General features: G+C 67.8%; 13 protein-coding genes. 8 read left to right on the plus strand and 5 right to left on the minus strand.

Going from position 1 to position 18953, the window contains the following annotated elements; translation table 11 throughout:
- Nucleotides 1–277 precede the first annotated feature (277 nt).
- Nucleotides 278–3874, minus strand: coding sequence for a methionine synthase (gene metH / locus NOCYR_RS16770; RefSeq protein ID WP_014351589.1), 3597 nt, complete (start codon nt 3872–3874; stop codon nt 278–280).
- 200 nt (nt 3875–4074) lie between these two features.
- On the opposite strand from metH, the gene NOCYR_RS16775 reads away from it, so the two are divergent.
- On the plus strand, nt 4075–4968 hold the full coding sequence (locus NOCYR_RS16775; protein WP_036537599.1) for a PAC2 family protein: 894 nt from the start codon (nt 4075–4077) through the stop codon (nt 4966–4968).
- A 69-nt stretch (nt 4969–5037) separates the two neighbouring features.
- Here NOCYR_RS16775 and NOCYR_RS16780 read toward each other — a convergent pair whose 3' ends face one another.
- Nucleotides 5038–5343 (minus strand): hypothetical protein, encoded by a 306-nt coding sequence (locus NOCYR_RS16780; protein ID WP_014351591.1) that lies wholly within the window; start codon nt 5341–5343, stop codon nt 5038–5040.
- A 304-nt stretch (nt 5344–5647) separates the two neighbouring features.
- On the opposite strand from NOCYR_RS16780, the gene NOCYR_RS16785 reads away from it, so the two are divergent.
- The 4 genes from NOCYR_RS16785 to NOCYR_RS16800 all read left to right on the plus strand — a co-directional run bounded on the left by NOCYR_RS16785 (nt 5648) and on the right by NOCYR_RS16800 (nt 14233).
- The gene (locus tag NOCYR_RS16785; protein ID WP_014351592.1) at nt 5648–6787 is read left to right on the plus strand and encodes a hypothetical protein; all 1140 of its coding nucleotides are present in this window, start codon (nt 5648–5650) and stop codon (nt 6785–6787) included.
- Nucleotides 6788–6878: 91 nt separating this feature from the next.
- Nucleotides 6879–8459, plus strand: a complete 1581-nt coding sequence (locus tag NOCYR_RS16790) for a TIGR02677 family protein (protein ID WP_014351593.1) — start codon at nt 6879–6881, stop codon at nt 8457–8459.
- Complete coding sequence (locus NOCYR_RS16795) at nt 8456–9883, plus strand: TIGR02678 family protein (protein ID WP_014351594.1); 1428 nt, start codon at nt 8456–8458, stop codon at nt 9881–9883. The genes NOCYR_RS16790 and NOCYR_RS16795 overlap by 4 nt, the downstream gene beginning before the upstream one ends.
- Nucleotides 9884–14233 carry an SbcC/MukB-like Walker B domain-containing protein gene (locus NOCYR_RS16800; RefSeq protein WP_014351595.1) on the plus strand — a complete coding sequence of 1450 codons (4350 nt, stop codon included), beginning with the start codon at nt 9884–9886 and terminating at the stop codon, nt 14231–14233. It abuts the gene before it with no gap.
- A 137-nt stretch (nt 14234–14370) separates the two neighbouring features.
- Here NOCYR_RS16800 and NOCYR_RS30930 read toward each other — a convergent pair whose 3' ends face one another.
- The gene (locus tag NOCYR_RS30930) at nt 14371–14535 is read right to left on the minus strand and encodes a hypothetical protein (protein ID WP_330981613.1); all 165 of its coding nucleotides are present in this window, start codon (nt 14533–14535) and stop codon (nt 14371–14373) included.
- A gap of 316 nt (nt 14536–14851) precedes the next feature.
- Between NOCYR_RS30930 and NOCYR_RS16810 the strand changes: the two genes are divergently transcribed.
- Both NOCYR_RS16810 and NOCYR_RS16815 read left to right on the plus strand, forming a co-directional pair.
- Nucleotides 14852–16051, plus strand: a complete 1200-nt coding sequence (locus tag NOCYR_RS16810; RefSeq protein WP_158430174.1) for a helix-turn-helix domain-containing protein — start codon at nt 14852–14854, stop codon at nt 16049–16051.
- A gap of 12 nt (nt 16052–16063) precedes the next feature.
- Nucleotides 16064–16618 (plus strand): flavoprotein, encoded by a 555-nt coding sequence (locus NOCYR_RS16815; RefSeq protein ID WP_014351597.1) that lies wholly within the window; start codon nt 16064–16066, stop codon nt 16616–16618.
- A gap of 306 nt (nt 16619–16924) precedes the next feature.
- Here the strand turns inward: NOCYR_RS16815 and NOCYR_RS16820 are convergent, their stop codons facing one another.
- On the minus strand, nt 16925–17155 hold the full coding sequence (locus NOCYR_RS16820; RefSeq protein WP_148280671.1) for a hypothetical protein: 231 nt from the start codon (nt 17153–17155) through the stop codon (nt 16925–16927).
- 67 nt (nt 17156–17222) lie between these two features.
- Nucleotides 17223–17939, minus strand: coding sequence for a peptidase E (locus NOCYR_RS28480; protein ID WP_081505434.1), 717 nt, complete (start codon nt 17937–17939; stop codon nt 17223–17225).
- A gap of 361 nt (nt 17940–18300) precedes the next feature.
- Between NOCYR_RS28480 and NOCYR_RS16825 the strand changes: the two genes are divergently transcribed.
- On the plus strand, nt 18301–18939 hold the full coding sequence (locus NOCYR_RS16825) for an HD domain-containing protein (RefSeq protein WP_014351598.1): 639 nt from the start codon (nt 18301–18303) through the stop codon (nt 18937–18939).
- Nucleotides 18940–18953 lie beyond the last annotated feature (14 nt).

Below are 18953 nucleotides of genomic sequence, written 5' to 3' on the forward strand. Positions count from 1 at the left end.
AGTTGCCACCTTCCGACAATGGCATAAGCGTCCGACAGGTTCCAGCAGCGTTGCTGGTTTCGGCCGTGCCCACCCCGCGATGGCCGCCCACGGTGGCGTCCTCACGCCGGAGCGCCCGGCCGGTGAGCCGGAACCCGGCCGTCCGGCGCCGGGAATGTCCAGGTCACCGCGGTGCACCGGGCTCGACGATCGCCGCTACCCCACCGGCGCGCGATTATCCGTGAGAACCATCACAGCCTGTCGCAATCGTGCCGTGAGCGGCACCCGGAGCCCGCGCTCAGGCGTTGAAGTACTTCGCCTCCGGGTGCAGCAGCACGAACGCGTCGGTGGATTGTTCGGGATGCAGCTGCAGTTCCTCCGACAGCGTGACGCCGATGCGTTCGGAGTCGAGCAGGTCGACGAGCTTGGCGCGGTCTTCCAGCTCCGGGCAGGCCCCGTAGCCGAAGGAGTAGCGGGCGCCGCGGTAGCCGAGCTTGAAGTACTCCTGCACGTCGTCGGGATCGGATTCGGCGACCGAATGTCCTTCCAGCACCAGCTCTTCGCGCACGCGGCGGTGCCAGTACTCGGCGAGCGCCTCGGTGAGCTGGACGCCGATGCCGTGCACCTCGAGGTAGTCGCGGTAGTTGTCGGCGGCAAACAGTTCGTTGGCGAAGTCGGCGATCGGCTGGCCCATGGTGACCAGCTGGAAGGGCAGCACATCCACCTGACCGGTCTCGGCGGCGCGTTCGCGGGAGCGGATGAAGTCGGCGATGCACAGGAACCGGTCGCGCTGCTGACGCGGGAAGGTGAACCGGTAGCGCTCGGGCGCGCCCGGGTCGGGTTCGGTCAGCACGATGACGTCGTCGCCTTCGGACACGGCCGGGAAGTAGCCGTAGACCACCGCCGCGTGCTGGAGCACGCCCTCGGTGGACAGCCGGTCCAGCCAGGCCCGCAGCCGCGGCCGGCCCTCGGTTTCGACCAGTTCCTCGTAGCTGGGGCCGTCGCCGCCGCGCTGGCCGCGCAGGCCCCACTGGCCGAGGAACAGGGCGCGTTCGTCGAGCAGGCCCGAATATTCGTGCAGGGCCAGGCCTTTGATCACCCGGGTGCCCCAGAACGGCGGCACCGGCACCGGCAGGTCGGCGGCCACATCCGAGCGTTCGGGCACCACGACCGGCGCTTCGGCGGCCTTGCGTTCGGCGGCGATGCGCTTGGAGCGTTCGTGGCGGGCCTTGCGTTCGGCGGCCTTCTCCCGTTCGGCGATCGCTTCGGGGCTGTCGGGGTCGGGTCCGCCGCCGCGCTTGCGGGACATGATGTCGTCCATCAGCCGCAGGCCCTCGAAGGCGTCGCGGGCGTAGTGCACATCGCCTTCGTAGACCTCGGTGAGGTCGTTCTCCACATAGGAGCGGGTCAGCGCGGCGCCGCCGAGCAGCACCGGGAACTGTCCGGCCATGCCCTTGGCGTTGAGTTCCTCGAGGTTTTCCTTCATCACCACGGTGGACTTCACCAGCAGGCCGGACATGCCGATCACGTCGGCCTTCTTGTCCACCGCGGCGTCCATGATGGTCGAAATCGGTTGCTTGATACCGAGATTGACCACTTCGTAGCCGTTGTTGGACAAGATGATGTCGACCAGGTTCTTGCCGATGTCGTGCACATCGCCCTTGACGGTTGCCAGCACGATGCGGCCCTTACCGGAATCGTCGGTGGCCTCCATATGCGGTTCCAGGTAGGCGACCGCGGCCTTCATCACCTCTGCCGACTGCAACACGAACGGCAGCTGCATCTGCCCGGAACCGAACAGCTCACCGACCGTCTTCATGCCCGCGAGCAGGGTTTCGTTGATGATCCGCAGCGGCGGAACCTCGGTCATCGCCGCATCCAGGTCGGCTTCCATGCCGGCCTTCTCGCCGTCGACGATGCGCCGCTCCAGCCGCTCGAACAGCGGCAGGGCCGCCAGTTCCTCCGCGCGGGAGGCCTTCGACGACGACGCCGACACCCCCTCGAACAGCTGCATCAGCTTCTGCAACGGGTCATAGCCGTCGCGGCGGCGGTCGTAGACCAGATCCAGCGCGGTCTCGCGCTGCTCCTCGGGGATGCGCGAGATCGGCAGGATCTTGGAGGCGTGCACGATCGCGCTGTCCAGCCCGGCCTGCACGCATTCGTGCATGAACACCGAGTTCAGCACCTGCCGCGCTGCCGGGTTCAGGCCGAAGGAGATATTGGACAGGCCGAGGGTGGTCTGCACCCGCGGGTGCCTGCGCTTCAGCTCCCGGATCGCCTCGATGGTCTCCAGGCCGTCGCGGCGCGACTCCTCCTGACCGGTGCCGAGGGTGAAGGTCAGGGTGTCGATGATGATGTCGGACTCGTCCAGCCCCCAGGTGCCGGTGATATCGGCGATCAGGCGCTCGGCGATCTCCACCTTCTTCTCCGCCGTGCGGGCCTGGCCTTCCTCATCGATGGTCAGCGCGACCACGGCCGCGCCGTGCTCGGCGACCAGCCGCATGATCTGCTGGTACCGCGAGTCCGGGCCGTCGCCGTCCTCGTAGTTCACCGAGTTCACCGCGCAGCGCCCGCCCAGGTGCTCGAGCCCGGCCTGCAGCACCGGCGGCTCGGTCGAATCGAGCATGATCGGCAACGTCGACGCGGTCGCCAACCGGCTCGCCAGCTCCGACATATCCGCCGTGCCGTCGCGGCCGACGTAGTCGATGCACAGATCCAGCATGTGTGCGCCGTCGCGGGTCTGGTCCTTGGCGATATCCAGGCACTTCTGCCAGTCACCGGCCAGCATCGCCTCGCGGAACGCCTTGGAACCGTTGGCGTTGGTGCGCTCACCGATCATCATCACCGAGGCGTCCTGCGCGAACGGCACCGCGGTGTACATGCTCGACACCGCGGGCTCGTGCACCGGGTCGCGGCGCTGCTCGATCGGCGGCAGGGTCGGCTCGACCTCCCGGACCGCCTCGGTGACCTGGCGAATGTGCTCGGGGGTGGTGCCGCAGCAGCCGCCGACCAGGGCCAGACCGAACTCCGAGACGAAGCCCGACAGCGCCACCGCGAGCTCTTCGGGCGTCAACGGGTACTCCGCGCCCTTGGCGCCCAGCACCGGCAGGCCCGCGTTCGGCATCACCGACACCGGAATGCGGGCATGCCGGGACAGATGCCGCAGATGCTCGCTCATCTCGTCCGGGCCGGTCGCGCAGTTCAGGCCGATCATGTCGATGCCCAGCGGCTCGAGCGCCGTCAACGCGGCGCCGATCTCACTGCCGACCAGCATTGTGCCGGTGGTCTCCACGGTGACGTGGGTGATGATCGGGATCCGGCGCCCGGCCCGCTCCATCGCCCGCCTGCTGCCCGTGACCGCCGCCTTGACCTGCAGCAAGTCCTGGCAGGTCTCGATCAGGATGGCATCGGCACCACCGTCGAGCATGCCAAGCGCGGCCTCGGCGTAGGCATCGCGCAAGGCCGCGTACGGTGCGTGACCCAGCGTCGGCAGCTTCGTACCCGGCCCCATCGACCCCAGCACGAACCGCGCCGAACCGTCCGCACCCGGACCCATCTCGTCGGCCACCTCCCGGGCGAGCCGGGTGCCCTTCTCCGACAGCTCCCGGATCCGGTCGGCGATGTCGTAGTCGGCCAGGTTGGGCAGATTGCAGCCGAAGGTATTGGTCTCCACCGCATCCGCACCGGCCTCGAAATAGGCGCGATGAATACCGCGCAGCACATCCGGGCGGGTGTCGTTGAGAATCTCGTTGCACCCCTCGAGGCCACGGAAATCATCCAGAGTCAGATCCGCAGCCTGCAACATGGTGCCCATCGCGCCGTCGCCGATGACGACACGGCGAGCGAGCGTGTCGAGAAGCGTGGTATCGAACGCGGTGGAGCTGGACGCAGACATGCACCCAGGGTAGAGGGTGCGTACAGCGTTCCGCGCGCCATGCCCCGGTTCACCGTGCGCCCGGACACATCCACGGCAACGGTGCCGGATGGTTGCCGGACCAGCCGTGCGCGCCCCGCCGATGGCCGCCCCCGACACGCGCGACGGCGAATACCGCGTCGCGGACACGGCACATCGGCTCTGGTAATAGGCTGGCTCGGGTGAACTCGAGTGAATCTCCGGCCTCGCCCGGTCCGGAACTGCCGCCGTTGCGGAATCCGGTACTCGTCGCCGCCTTCGAGGGCTGGAACGACGCCGGCGACGCTGCCAGCGGTGCGGTGGAACATCTCGAACTGATCTGGGATGCCAGACCCCTGGCCGAACTCGATTCCGAGGATTATTACGACTACCAGGTCAATCGGCCGATGGTGCGCCAGGTGGACGGGGTGACCAGGGAGATCGTGTGGCCGGCCACGGTGCTGACGGTGTGCTCGCCGCCGGGCAGCGACCGCGATGTGGTGTTGTTGCGCGGGATCGAACCCAATATGCGCTGGCGCCGGTTCTGCGCCGATCTGCTCGAGCTCATCGATCAGCTCGAGGTGCAGACCGTGGTGATCCTCGGCGCGTTGCTGGCCGATACCCCGCACACCCGGCCGGTGCCGGTGACCGGATCCGCCTACAGCAAGGAGGCGGCCGAGCGGTTCAACCTGGAACAGACCCGATATGAAGGCCCCACCGGGATCACCGGTGTGCTCCAGGATCAGTGCGTGAAGGCGGGAGTGCCCGCGGTGTCGTTCTGGGCGGCAGTGCCGCATTACGTCTCGCAGCCACCCAACCCGAAGGCCACCATCGCGTTGCTGCACCGGGTCGAGGACGTCCTCGATATCGAGGTGCCGCTGCGGGAGTTGCCCGCGCAGGCCGAGGAGTGGGAGTCGACGGTCAACGAGATGACGGTCAACGACGAGGAGATCAGCGAGTACGTGCGCTCGCTCGAGGAGCGCGGTGACGCCGCGAGCGATCTCAACGAGACCATGGCCAAGATCGATGGCGATGCCATCGCCGCGGAGTTCGAGAAGTATCTGCGCCGGCGTGGGCCCGGCGGCTTCGGTCGCTGATCGCGACCCGGCCGGCACGGGCACTCCACCGCGACAACCGTTTTCATCTGGCGGCGGCCCGCCGGGGGCTCAGGTTTGCAGCGTCCAGACCTGGGCCTCCGCATCGCTGGCCAGCTTCGCGAGCAGCATTTCCCGCGGAATCGTCTGGCCGGCAAGGTGATCGAGCGATGGCACCACCACGTAGTGGGCGTCGGCTCGTTTCAATTCCTGGGTGAGTTCGGCGAACGCCGTGCCGTCACCCGCTGTCGATTCATGGAAAGTCGCGGCGAAGCAGAGGCCTTCGGCGCGAGCGCGAGCCCGTAGCGCGGCCTCCAGCTCATCGCCATGGCCGTCGGCCAGGTCGTCACGCAAATATCCATAGATCAACGCTTCCACCCGTACCTCCTGGGTCTTTCCCCGCCGTGGCGGCGAGGAGCAGTGCGCCTCCGGGATCTCCCCGCGGATGCGGGGGTGTTGCGCTGGGCCGTACCAACATCGGCCCATTTCGATCATGTCCGAACAATCGCGGCGAAAGCAGATGTCAACCCACTGACATCTAGGTGCCCTATCCGGTGCACCGAAAGTTAACTGGTGCGATACTACAGACGTGGCCGCTACTGACGATCGACCCGTCTGGGCAGTCCGGATGCGCTCGGAGCGCGACGCGAGGGGGTGGTCACAAGCAGACGCCGTCCGCGCGATGCGCGCCAAGTCATCCCACAACCTGCCGACCGACAGTACCTTGCTGCGTAACTGGCGCCGATGGGAATCGGGCGAGTCGCGGCCCGACGAGTTCTACGCGCCCATCATCGCGGCGGCCTTCGATACCGTCACCGCGGCGTTCTTTCCGAAGTCGCGACCCAACCGCGACGACGAGCTGCTGGCCGCAACCGGAATGGACACACTGGAATTCATCGGCCGGCTGCGCATGTCCGATGTCTCCCCCGCCACCCTCGAGGCCATCCGGATCACCGCCGAGCGACTGTGTTGTGAATACCCCTATACGGATCCGCACGAGTTGCACGTCGAGGGCACCAACTGGTTGCGCCGGATCACCTCGCTGCTCGATGGCAGGCTCACCCTGTCCCAGCATCGGGAAGTGCTCGAATTGGCGGGCTGGGTGGCGTTGCTGGTGGGCTGCGTCGATTACGATCTCGGCCGCCGCACCACCGCCGAGGCCACCCGCCGCGCCGCCCGTTCACTCGGCCAGGAGGCCGAACATCCCGGAATCGTCGGCTGGAGTGCGGAAATGGCGGCGTGGTTCGCCTTGACCCAGGGCAATTATCGTGGCGCGATCGATGCGGCGGATCCCATTGCGGCCGACTGTGATTCGCTGGGCGTCGGGGTGCAGCTGGCCGCGCAGCGGGCCAAGGCGTGGGCGCGCATCGGTGATCGGCGCGAGGTGGACAAGGCGTTGTCGGCCGGCCGCGCCATTCTGGACCGGCTCGATCACCCTGCCGATATCGACAATCATTTCGTCGTCGATCCGCAGAAGTTCGATTTCTACGCGATGGATTGCTGCCGGGTCGCCGGCGAAGACAAACTGGCCGAGACCTACGCCAGGCAGGTGATCGCCGACGCCACCCGAGCCGACGGTTCGCTGCGCAATCCGATGCGGGTGTCGGAGGCGCATCTGACGCTGGCCGTGGTGGCGGTGCGGCAGCGCGATCTCGAGCTCGCCCTCGACGAGGGCATGCGCGCGTTCGCAGGCAAGCGGCGTTCGCTGCCGTCGCTGATGTGGATCGCCGGCGAGGTGGCGCGCGAGATCATCGAGCGCTTCCCCGGCGATCCACGCACCCGCGCCTACCTCGATCAGCTGCGCGCACTGGCCCCCGAATGAGCTGCGGCGAACTCCGGCATACCGGACGCGGCCACGCCGAACGGGGGTTCATCGTGCCGGTAGCGATCGCCCCGCTATTACCCTGTTCCCGGTGACCGATTCCGTCGACGGCTCCCCGAGCACCGAACCCGCACACCGGGACGAGCGTCTGCGGCTGTTCTCCTTCGCTACGGCCGAGAAGCGCGCCGACTACCTGCGCGTTCTGGACGCCTTCGATCGGGCGCGCGCGGCGTATGTGGTGTTGCTGCACGCCGACGACGTCGCCACCTGGATCGACGCCGCCGATCCGGCGCCCGCCGACGCCTCCCCGGAACCGACCCGGCTCACCGCCGCCGAGATCGGCCCGCTGCTCGATCAGCTGCACCGCTGGGGTGTGCTCGAACGCAGCTACGACGGTTCGCGCGCGGCAACCCTGGCCGAGTACCGCAACCGGCACTTCGTCTACCAGTTCGCCCAGGCCGGGTTCCAGGCCTACCGTGCCGTCGCGGGCGTCCTGGAGGCCCGGTTGGACGATGTGGCGCTGCCGCGGCTGGTGTTGCCGGAACTGCTGGCCGATCTCGAGGCGCTGGCCGAGGCCAATCGCGGCGCCGACGCCGAGCGGGTCTATCGCACGCTGCGCAGGCTCGATATCGCGCTGACCGATATGGCCGGGCACGCGGCGCAGTTCTATCTGTCGCTGGGCGATCTGGTGCGCACCACCGAGATCACCCCGGAGGCCTTCCTCGCCCATAAGGACGCCTTGCTGGCGCATATGCGCGAATTCGGTCTCGACCTGGCCCGTTTCGCACCCCGGCTGGCCGCGGCCATCCTCGCCGTCGAAGCCACCGGACTCGACGAGCTGATCGAACGGGCCGCGCGCTGCGACGAGCGAGTGTTGCTGAGTCCGGTTCGGCGGCAAGCGGATTGGCGTTCCCGCTGGGACGGATTGCGGACCTGGTTCGTGCCGCCGGAGGACAATGCGGGCACCGAGGCCGAGCGACTGCGTGAGGCCACCATGAGTGCGATCGCAGCGGTGCTGTCGCTGCTGCGGCGGGTCACCGAGACCCGCAAGGGCGGGGTGAGCAGGGAGTCGGCGCTGCGGCATCTGGCGGCCTGGTTCACCGCCGCGCCGAGCGCCGAGGGTGCCCATGCCCTCTTCGACGCCGTGTTCGGGCTGGGTCGGCCACGTCATCTGGCCACCGAGCATCCGGACGCCGATATCGTGCCCGCGATCCGGTCCTGGTGGGAGGCACCGCCCTTGGAGATCTCGCGGACGCTGGCCGAGACCGGGCGTCCGCCCTCGGCCGGTGCGCCGGCCCGGATCCATCGCAATGACGCGGGTATTCGCCGGTTGCGCGAAACCCAGCTGGCGGCGCAGCGGGAGCGAGCGGCGGCGGCACGGTCGCTGGCCGGCGCCGATGTGCACGAGCGAGTGCTCGACGAGCGCGAGACCGAGGTGCTGTTGCGGCTGCTGGATGCCGCCTCGACGGCGTGGGTGCCGGTGAGCGGGCGGGTCGGCGGGACCACCGGATCCGACAGCGGCGTCACCCTGACCGTGTCGGCGCATACCGGTTCCACGGTGGTGCGGACGGCGGCGGGGATGCTGCATCTGAACAATCGCAAGCTCGAGGTGCGTCAAACCACGCGCGCGTCGGCCCGCAAGACCGCGACCGGGGAGGGGGATCGAGCGTGACCGCACGCCGCATCGACGCGCTGGCGCTGGACAACTATCAGCGCGCCGCCCGCGTGGTTCTGGCCAATCATCTGGTGACCCGCACCTATCCGGATCGCATCGCGCTCGCGCTGGTGCGGCGGTGGGCCACCGAGCTGCGCGAGGATCTGGCAGAGTTGTTCGGTTACCGGTTGGAGGTCACCGAGACGACGGCGCGGGTGTTCCCGGTGCTGGACCGGTTGGATGCGAGCAGGCCCGCGCGCACACCCGCCGACCGGGTATTCGACCGGCGTCGCTATGCGTATCTGGCGCTGGCGTTGGCCGCGCTCGGCCGCGCCGGTGATCAGATCACGCTGTCCGAGCTGGCCGATCAGGTCGCCGTCTACACCGCCCAGATCGACGGCCTCGAGCTGGCGACCGAGCGCGCCGCCGACCGCGATGCCTTCGTCGATGCGGTCGGCTGGCTTTCCACCCGCGGGGCGCTGACGCTGGCCGACGGTGATGCGAGCGGCTGGGCGTCGGATCCGTCGGCGGGCGAGGCGCTCTACGACATCGATCGCGCGGTGGTGTTCGCGCTGTTCCGGCCGCCGCGGGCGGTGCAGCATCTGCACAGTGTGCGCGGGTTGCTCGGCGAATCCGCCGGCACCGGACCGCCGCCCACTCGCCAGGCCGAGGCGGCGCGTCAGGTGCGGCGGGCGTTGGTGGAACGGCCGGTGGTGTATGCCGCCGATCTGGCGGCCGATGCCGTGCCGCTGCTGACCCAGGATCGTCTCATCGCCGAGGTCGAGCTGTTCACCGGTCTACGCGCCGAACGCCGCGCCGAGGGTGTGGCGTTGATCGATACCTCCGGACGGTTGTCCGATGTCCGGTTCCCCGGTACCGGGACGCTGGCGCAGGTCGGTTTGCTGCTGGCGGGTGAGATCGCCGATCGGGTCCTCGATATCGATGATCCGGTCGAACGCCGCACCGGCGGCACCGAGCCCGAGTCCTCGCTCGCGGCCGACCTCGACACCGCGATCCCGCAGGAATCGGTCTTCGAGCCGCTGAGCGAACTCGACCCGGTGACCACCGAATCCGAGGACCCGCCCGCCGAACCCGCGCCGGAACCGGACTATCCGTTCCTGCCTACCGCCTGGATCGACGAGACCGTGCGCGCGCTCACCGACCGCTACGGCGCGACCTTCGCCGCCCAGTGGCAGGCCGACGTGCCGGGCCTCACGGCCGAGGTGGTCGCGCTGCTGGAGCGGTTGCGGTTGATCGTGCGCGTGCCCGGCGGGCTACTGGTATTGCCTGCGCTGGCGCGTTATCGGGGCGCGGTGGTGACCGTCCGGGCGAAGAAATCGGCGGAGTTGTTCGTCACCGCGGCCGAAACCTATCCGCCCGCCGAGGACCGACTTCACCCAGAACCCGTGCTGGACACGGCCGGTACGGAAGGAGCCGAGTAGATGACGCTCATTCACGGCGGGGTACGTTTCGTGCCCACCCGCGCGGGGATCGTGAACCTGTGGGACTACCGCGATCAGGAGTTCTGCTTCGCCGACGGCCGGTTGGTGCTGCGCGGGCCGAACGGTTCCGGCAAGACCAAGGCGCTGGAGGTGCTGTTCCCGTTCGTGCTCGACGGGCGGATCGAACCGCGCAGGCTGAACCCGTTCGCCGGTGAAGAGCGCACGATGAAGTCGAATCTGCTGTATCGCAAGCAGGAATCGGCGTACTCGTATGTCTGGATGGAGTTCGCGCGCGGCGACTGGGACGACCCCGAGGTGGTGACCGTCGGGATCGGGATGCGAGCCACGCGGTCGTCGGACAAGGTGACGCGCTGGTATTTCGTCGCCGACGGTCGCGTGGGTGTGGACTTCTCGCTGCTCGGACCCGATGACCGGCCGTTCACCCGGAAGCAGCTGGCCGAGCAGATCGGCTCGGACGCGATCGTGGATCGTCCGGTGGAGTACCGCGCCGCGATCGATGCGCGCATGTTCGGGCTCGGGCAGCAACGCTATGACCAGCTCATCAACCTGATCCTCACGTTGCGCCGCCCGCAGCTGGCCAAGAACCTCGACCCGCGCGGGCTGTCACAGGCGCTGACCGATGGTCTGCGGCCGCTGGACGAGCAGCTGATCATGGATGCCGCGCGCTCGTTCAGCGATATGGAGGAGGTTGGGCGAACGCTGGCGGGCCTGGTCCACGCCGACACCGCGACCAGGGACTTCGTGGCCGTCTACCGGAAATACCTTGCGGTGCAGGCCAAGACCGACGTCGACCAGGTCGCGGCCCGTTTGGATGCGGTCACCCACGCCTCGACCGCGCTGTTCGCGGCAACGGCATTGCGGGAGCGCCGGGAAGGCGAGCGCACCGCCGCCGAAGCGCGCGCCGAGGACGCCGACCGCGCCTACGAGCAGGCGATCGCCGATCGGGAGACGCTGCAACGGTCGAGCGCCTATGAGGGCAAGCAGCAGCTCGAGGATCTCGCCGATGCCGTGCGCCGGCTCGAGGTGTCCGCGGGCGCGCACCGCGACAAGGCGGTCAAGGCCGCGCAGACGCTCGACCAGCGCACGCAGGAGGCCGAACGCGCCGCCGCTGCGGTCGCCACCACTGCTGCGGCGCTCTCCCGCGGTGAAGACGAATTGCGTTCCGCCGCTGAGGAAGCCGGGATCTCCTGGTCGCCGTTGCCGGAGGGATCGCGGGCCGAGCAGCTGACCGCCGCCGTGCGCGGGCACGCCGAGGAACGCGACGCCGATGTGCGCGCCGTCCGCCAGGCCCTCGGGCTACTGGACACCGCGACCGCCGAACGGACCAGGGCCGAACGGCTGGCCGACCGCGCCCGCACCGCCCGCGACGAGGCCGGCGCCGAGATCGCCCGCGCCGAGGCCGCGGTGGCCGTTGCCCGCACCGAAGCGAGTGCGGCACTGCGGGAGTGGTGGTCGGCGCATCGCGAGGTGTACGCCGCCGGCGGTAACGATATCGTCGACGCGCTCGAGACCGCGCTCGCCCATACCGGCGCCGACGAGGTCGCGGGACTGTCGGAAATCCTGGCCGAGCACGCCGAACCGCTGCTCGACGAGCTGCGCACGCGACGTCAAGAAGCCAAGGCCCACGCGGCCGCCGCCGCCCAAAAGGTGCGCGAGCTCACCGCCGAACGTGATCGGGTGGCCGCCCAGCGCGACGACGCTCCCCCCTCCTCAGCCACCCGCACCGACTCGCGCGACGGGCGCCCCGGCGCACCGCTGTGGCAGTTGGTGCGTTTCGCCGACGACGTGCCCGCTGAGGAAGCAGCCGGTATCGAATCGGCCCTGGCCGCAGCCGGTCTGCTGGATGCCTGGGTCTGCGCCGATGCCGACCGCCCTGCGGAGTTCGAGTCGGAGTTGTTCCTCGTCCCGCTGCCGGAACATGAGCGTCCGACCAGGCGCACCCTCGCCGATGTGCTCGTCGTGGAGGACGATTCCGACGCTCTCGAGGTGCCGCGCGCGGAAGTCGCTGCGGTGCTGGCATCTATCGCTCTGGGCGATGCCGCGACCGGCGGGAGCGTCACGTCCTCGCTCACCGACGCGCCTGGTGACGCCGCGCCAACCCCCTCCGGCCAGGATGCGCCGGAACAGGCGAGCGATTCAGCCGACAACGGCATCGCGATCCGGCCGAACCCGGACGGTGGTGCGGCTGCCGGGTCGCGCTCGGTCGCTGCCGACCAGGTCAGCGTTTCGGCGTCGGGGCATTTCCGCAGCGGCATCCAGCTGGGCCGCCACCGCAAACCGCACGCCGAGTTCATCGGCACCACCGCACGCGCACGCAGGCGGGAGTTGCGCATCATCGAGCTCGAGCAGGCGATCGAGGCCGCCACCGCCGCTCAGCGCGCGGCCGCCGACGAGGAGACCGAGGTGAGCGCGCGGTTGTCTCGAATCAGCGCCGCCGCCAAGGCTTTGCCCCGCCCCACCGGCGTCACCGCCGCATTGCGTGCGGTATCCGAATGCGCCGGCATGCTGCGCTCCAAGTCCGAGGCCGCAACCCAGGCCGACGCCGATCTCGACCACGCGGTGGGACAGGTGGCTGCGGCGGAGAAGGCGCTGCGCACCGCCGCCGTCGCGCACCGCACGCCCCGCGACGCTCGGGAACTCGATGCGCTCGCCGCCGCCATCCGTCATTTCGAGAACACCGGTACCGGATTGCTGCGGCTGCGCGCCGAACACGAGCGCGACCGGGAACGCGAACGGGAAGCGGCGGACCGGCATGGCGAGGCACGTGATCTGGCCGAGGCGTTCGCCGAAGAGGCCGAAGCCGCGCAGGCCGGGTTCGAGGAGCAGTCGCGCAAACTGGAGACCCTGCGCGAATCACTCGGCGCGAGCGCCGCCGATATCGACCGCGATCTCGAGCAGGCCCGCGAACGCATCGAGGCGGCCCGCGCCGAACAGAAAGCCGCGCGCAAGGCCGCCAATGCGGCGATCGAGGCCGTCGGCGACGCGGAGGCCGCGTACCGCACCGCCCACGAATCGCTGGGCACCGCGCTCACCGAGGTGCTCGCCGACGTGCGCGCGCTGGCCCCGTATGCGCAGCCCGATCTGCTGGCGCTGCTCGGCGCGAACACCGAATGCCGGTGGCCGAGCAGTGAGGCGGCGTGGTCGACACCGGATCAGCTGCTCTACCGGATCGCCTCGGCGGGACCGGAATCGGAGCCGTCGGTGCTGCCCGACGAAGTGGCCGAGCTGTTCGCCGAGCTGCGCACTGCCACCGAGTCGGTGCGCGCCACCGAAGCCGGTCGCAAATCCACCCGGAGCGCGGTGACCACGGCGCTGCAGGAATTCGACGCCGCCCTCGCCGCCTCCGGCCGCGACTACCGGGTGCACTGGGACGCCGCCGACGGGCTGACCGTGGTGCGCGTGCACGACGAACACGGTGTCGCCCCACTGGCCGACTTCGCCACCCGCGTCGACGCCGCCCGCCGCGATCAGGAGCTGCTGCTCACCGACGCCGAGCGCCGCATCCTCGAAGACGCCCTGCTCACCGGCCTGGCCCAGCAGATCCACGAACGCACCAGCGACGCCCGCGAGTTGATCAGCCGGATGAGCGCGGAGATGAAGCAGCGGCGCATGTCTTCGGGCAACACCATCGGCGTGCACTGGCTGCTCGCCGACGGTCTGTCCGACGCCGCCCGCGCCATGTGCAAACTGCTCGACCGCGACACCTCCGCCCTCAGCGCCGATGATCTCGCGGCCATCCGCGCACACTTCGCCGCCGAGATCCGCGCCGCCCGCGCCGCCCACCCGGAACGCTCCTACCCCGAAATCCTCGCCGCCACCCTCGATTACCGCATCTGGCGGGTGTTCTCGTTCACCCTGATCTCCGCCGACGGCAGCGAAGACCGCCTCACCGTCGCCCGCCACAGCGCCCTGTCCGGCGGCGAACAATCGGTCTCCCTGCACCTGCCGCTGTTCGCCGCCGCCCACGTCATGCTCGACTCCGCCGACCCGCAGGCCCCGCGCCTGCTCGCACTCGACGAAGCGTTCGCCGGCGTCGACGACAACGGCCGCAGCGAACTGCTCGGCCTCAGCGTCCAATTCGACCTCGACCTGTTCATGACCGGCTATGACCTGTGGATCACCTACCCCCACGTCCCCGCCTGCGCCCACTACGACCTAGCCCACTCCACCGCCGAAAACACCGTCAGCGCCACCCTCCTCGTCTGGGACGCCGGCGACCTCCTCGCCGAACACGACGGCACCGACCTCACCACCGCCCTCCACTCCCCCAACCGCCGGCGGTTGCCCCATTCGATCCATGGGGGGTTGCCGTTGGAGCCCGTCGGGTGAATCGCGCGGGCCCGGCCGGGCACCACGTCCGGCCGGACCTCGACCCCCTCATTCCCCATCCGGCCACCAGATCGCCAACACCACCACGAGCAGCGGCAATCCGACCGCAACCGCGAACCCACCGATCTCCCAACCGCTCACCGCCCATGGCCGATCGTCGCCCACCGCGCGAACGACAGTCTCGGCAGCACCACCTCCACATCGGCAATCTCCATCACCCTGTTCAGCTCGAGCGGTCCGAGATGCTCAGGCGCAGGCATGATCACCACCTCGGCCCCCGCGCCACGCACCTGATCGACCACCGGAAGCACCGACAACGGATGTGGCCATACAACCCGATACCCGAGCCGCCTCGCCAGGCGTTGGATTTGCGCCGCATCCCAGTCCGGAGCTGTGCTCACGTCATGGTCGATCCATCCGAATGCAGTCGATCTGATCAACGAGCCCCCTGTCGTGTTCGATGGCATGCACCCGCCGCCGGGGTCGCGGCACTCGGCGGCGGGGCTGGGACGAGACTGCCGCTACATCCGGACGTGGGCTGCCACACGATCGCCACAGCTTGTTCGGACACTGCGCACGTCGTTGATGCGCGACAGTTCTTCCGCCAAGCTGGGATTCATGGCCAGTGACAACAAGCACAGCATCGGCGAGCGGATTGCGACCCTACGGAAGCTTCATGGCGCCACCCAGCATGCGCTTGCCCTGCGCGCCAACGTGTCCTACTCCCTGCTGCGCAAAGTCGAACGTGGCGAGCGGCCGGCCAGCCCTACCTTCGTCGCGGCCATCGCTCGGGCGCTTTCGGTCGGCGTCATCGACCTGACCGAGCAGCCGTATGACGCCCGGAATGCACGGCCCGAATCCGAACAGGCCGGAATTCCCGCGTTGCGCCAAGCACTCGTCGAAGGCGATGATCCCGAATTGGACGCCGAACCACGGTCACTCGCCGATCTTCGCCGCGAAGTCGCGATGATCAAGGAGCTTGATCGCCGTACCAAGCACGCCGAGGTGGTGCGCGCACTGCCCGACGTGTTGCGGCATCTGCATCGAGCCTGCAATGACGTACCGGCGGCGCACCGCCCGGCAGCACACGAACTCATCTCCTCGGCGTACGCATTCGCCGTCATCTCGCTCTACCGGCTCGGCCATCTCGACTTGGCACACCTGGCAGATGAACGATCACGAGCTACGGCCGCGCTTGGCGACGATCCGCTGCGCGCCGCTGTAGCTGAGTGGAATCACGCGTTGATTCTCCTGTTCGATGGGTCCTATCGAATCGGACTGCGTTCCATCGACCGCTCAATGGGCTATCTCGGCCACAGCACCGACAGCGTGGCTGCCACAGCGGTCCAAGGAGCGTTGCACCTGCGGGCGGCCATGCTTGCCGCACGGTCCGGTGACGCCGACCTTGCCGATACCCATGTGTCGGAAGCAGCCGATCTCACTGCTCCCGGGCAGGAAGTCGCGAACTACTACGGCACGAAATTCGGCGCCGCCAATGTCGCAATCCATCGTGTTGCCGTTCCGGTCGAGTTATCGGACGGCACCACTGCGGTGACGCGCGCATCGAGCATCCGCTTGCCGACCGACACGGCACCCAGCCGCGCCGGTCACTACTGGATCGACCTGGCGCGGGCTTGGCTGCTGCACGGAAACCGTGGTCGCGCACTGGACTCGCTCCAACAGGCGCGCAGAATAGCGCCGCAACTGACCCGGTATCACCCGCAAGTGCACGAAACCGTGCATGCCCTGGCGGTCAGCGATTCCCGCTCGACACACAGCCTGTCGCATTTCGCGGCATGGTGCGGGGTGCGTAGCTGAGAGTATGGACCTATGAACGACCGTGAAATGCCCGTACTGTACGCCATTGTCACGGGCTCACCCGCCGCTCGCGACGTGGGCAAGCTTGTGGATCTCGCCCACGCGGACGGCTGGGACGTCTGCGTAATCGCTTCCCCGGATGGCCGCCGGTTTATCGACGCCGACGCCCTCGCCGCCAAGACCGGACACCCGGTCCGCAGCCAGTACAAGGAACCCGACGCCCCGGATGTGCTCCCACCCGCCGACGCCATCATCGCCGCACCGATCACCTGCAATTCGCTCGCCAAGTGGGCTGCGGGCATCTCCGACACCCTGCCGCTAGGCATCCTGGTAGAAGCAGTCGGTAAGGGACTCCCGGTCGTGGCCATGCCGTTCTCGAACTGGGCACAGATCAGTTTTCCCGCCGTGCAAGACGCAATGCGCAAACTGTCCGATTGGGGCGTGACGGTGCTCGTCGGCGACGATGTGTACAAACAGCACGAGCCCGGAACCGGCGACAGGTACCTCGATCTGTTCCCGTGGCACCTCGCTTGGCAGGAATTGCTGGCGAGATACCCGGGCACCTGAGCTGCGCGATGTTCATCGCCGGTTACCGTGTGGATCGGTAGATGTCTGATGTTATCGATCAGCTTTGACCCGGAACGTGAGTGGTGGGGTTTCCGGCAGAGTGTTCGATCGTCTATACGACGCAGCCATCGCCTCCGGCGCTATGCCCTCCGACTTGATTACCTGGCGACATATCGCCGACGCGAACGGCGGACTTGGTCTCGATGTTGAATCCCCATCTGACGCACGTCGATTCGAGACTGCACTACGCGATTCGGCCGAACGCGAGTTGCGCACCCCAAGGCGGAATAGCCGACCGAGTGGACCTCAGGACGCGAGCACCTGCTTGATCGCTGCCAGAAAAGCGGCGGTGTCATCGAGGTCTGGCAGCACAATATCGGCCCCCGCATCCGCAAAAACCTCAGCGCTGTCGCTGCCCGTTGCTACGGCGAGGACCTTGGCCCCACCATGTTGCGAGATCGGCCCGCCGAATGAGCAGCGATCCCACGTCAGGAAGCCTACGTGCTCGACCATCGGCACTTCGTCCGATGAGCTCACGCGACAGCCGCGAGTTTACGATGCGCTGACTCGATGCATGGCCGTGATGTTGAAACGTGCCTGTCACCTACCGCCTGAGTCGCTTGACATCCAAAGGTTCTTCGGTGACCGTCCCGTCCGATCGGCGTGACAATCTATATGCTCCTGCATTGCTTCTGTCGCTGATTGCAGTCACGTAATCCGTACCAGAGAAATGCAACCCCGCGCCCGCGTCTGTAGCAAATCCATCTGGTAAACACAGTGACGATACGCATTCATGAAAATGATCACGGCGTTCTCGATAGTGCACGGCGTTGGAAAAGGGAAGGAAGCCCAGCCCGTTCACAAATGGTCGCAGATCACCGAACGAGTCCGTGGTGCCGCCATCGAACCAGCACGCCGACCCAGCCGATTCACCACCGAGAACTATTCCTTCTTCCCAGCACTCTCGAAGAACTACATCCAGCTCATGTGCGCGCCACACAGCCAGCAAGTTGACTACGCTCCCCCGGTCGACCCACACCACATCCTGTCCGAGCAAGTGCGCCGAGACGTCGGATACGTTGGGCTTGTCGAACAAGGCAAGGTGACTTGCCTCCACATCGGCTCTAGCAAAGGCCGCGTAGAAAGCGTCGATACTGGACGATTCGTCGCCGGTTCCAGTTGATACAAAACACAACTTCGGCCGTGACGAATTGCCTGCCAGCTCAAAGGCGTAGCGGAAGACCGGCGAAGGCTCCCACGGCTCTCGCGCCCGATTGAAACCCATGGAGGTCGCCAAGATAGTTGGATGCTCAGCAGCCACGACAAGGAATCTACCCAATCAGCAGGCGAACGTGCGCCGCTCGTACGCCACATAGCAGCGACTCGCGCTGGACGCAGCATGTCGCTACCTAGCGTGGAGTTCGAATCCGACATCGGTCGCAAGATCAGCCCCCTACCCGAAGGGCGTTGCCATCGCCGTGCCTGGCGTGGCGGAGCGCCCTGTCGGGCGACGGGCTCTCACACCTGCGGGCGTTCGCGCCGGTTTTGCGAACGCTGGTAACACATCCGAGATGGCCGTCGTTTGTCTCAACTACTGTCGACCAGGCCACCGCAGACGACCGCCTCACCGTCCGAGCGCGACAACTCTTGGAACAAGTCCACTATCTCGTTGGGAGCACGGAATGAGCACCGATGCCAATAGCGCAGAGGAAGCGGTCACGTTCGCTTACGAGCTCGGTTATCTGAAATCGCTCCCGAGGGCTGGTTGGCTGCGCGCGGGGATCACGGATGGCGAATCCGTCGCCGCCCATTCGTGGCGGGTGGCCGTACTGGCGTTCGCGCTTGCCGTGATGGAAGGCGCCGACGCACACCGCGCAGCTGTGTTGGGCTTGTTTCACGACATTCCGGAAACCCGATATGGTGACGTGCAAGCGTCGGGGAAGGCCTATGTCACCCAGGTGCCCGCTGTCGAAGTGGTGGCCGATCAAACCGCCGGCCTGCCTGGGGAACTGGCCGATCGCATCTGCGCGGCCGTAGCCGAACACGAATCCGCCAAACAGCCCGGGGCGAGCCTGGAAGCCCTGTGTTCTCGTGACGCCGACAAACTCGACCTGCTGCTCACCGCTCGTGAGTACCAGGAAGCAGGGCGCGGGGCTGCCTCGATGGATCGGTTCATCCGGAGCATGATCCCCCTCATCACCACTACGGCCGGAAAGGGCCTGGCCGAAGCTGCATTGGCCGTGCCACCCACCGCCTGGTGGGACGAGTTCGCCAGGAAATTCGGAACCGCAGCAGCATGGGAACGCCCCACCCGTGGATAGCCAGAGATGGAACG

Source organism: Nocardia cyriacigeorgica GUH-2 (genome assembly GCF_000284035.1).
GTDB lineage: Bacteria > Actinomycetota > Actinomycetes > Mycobacteriales > Mycobacteriaceae > Nocardia > Nocardia cyriacigeorgica_B.

Bases quoted from the DNA above. Each gene is read 5' to 3' on its own strand.
- metH (WP_014351589.1), bottom strand. From the start codon at position 3,874: ATGTCTGCGTCCAGCTCCACCGCGTTCGATACCACGCTTCTCGACACG.
- NOCYR_RS16785 (WP_014351592.1), top strand. From the start codon at position 5,648: ATGCGCGCCAAGTCATCCCACAACCTGCCGACCGACAGTACCTTGCTG.
- NOCYR_RS16800 (WP_014351595.1), top strand. From the start codon at position 9,884: ATGACGCTCATTCACGGCGGGGTACGTTTCGTGCCCACCCGCGCGGGG.
- NOCYR_RS16810 (WP_158430174.1), top strand. From the start codon at position 14,852: ATGGCCAGTGACAACAAGCACAGCATCGGCGAGCGGATTGCGACCCTA.
- NOCYR_RS16815 (WP_014351597.1), top strand. From the start codon at position 16,064: ATGAACGACCGTGAAATGCCCGTACTGTACGCCATTGTCACGGGCTCA.
- NOCYR_RS16825 (WP_014351598.1), top strand. From the start codon at position 18,301: ATGAGCACCGATGCCAATAGCGCAGAGGAAGCGGTCACGTTCGCTTAC.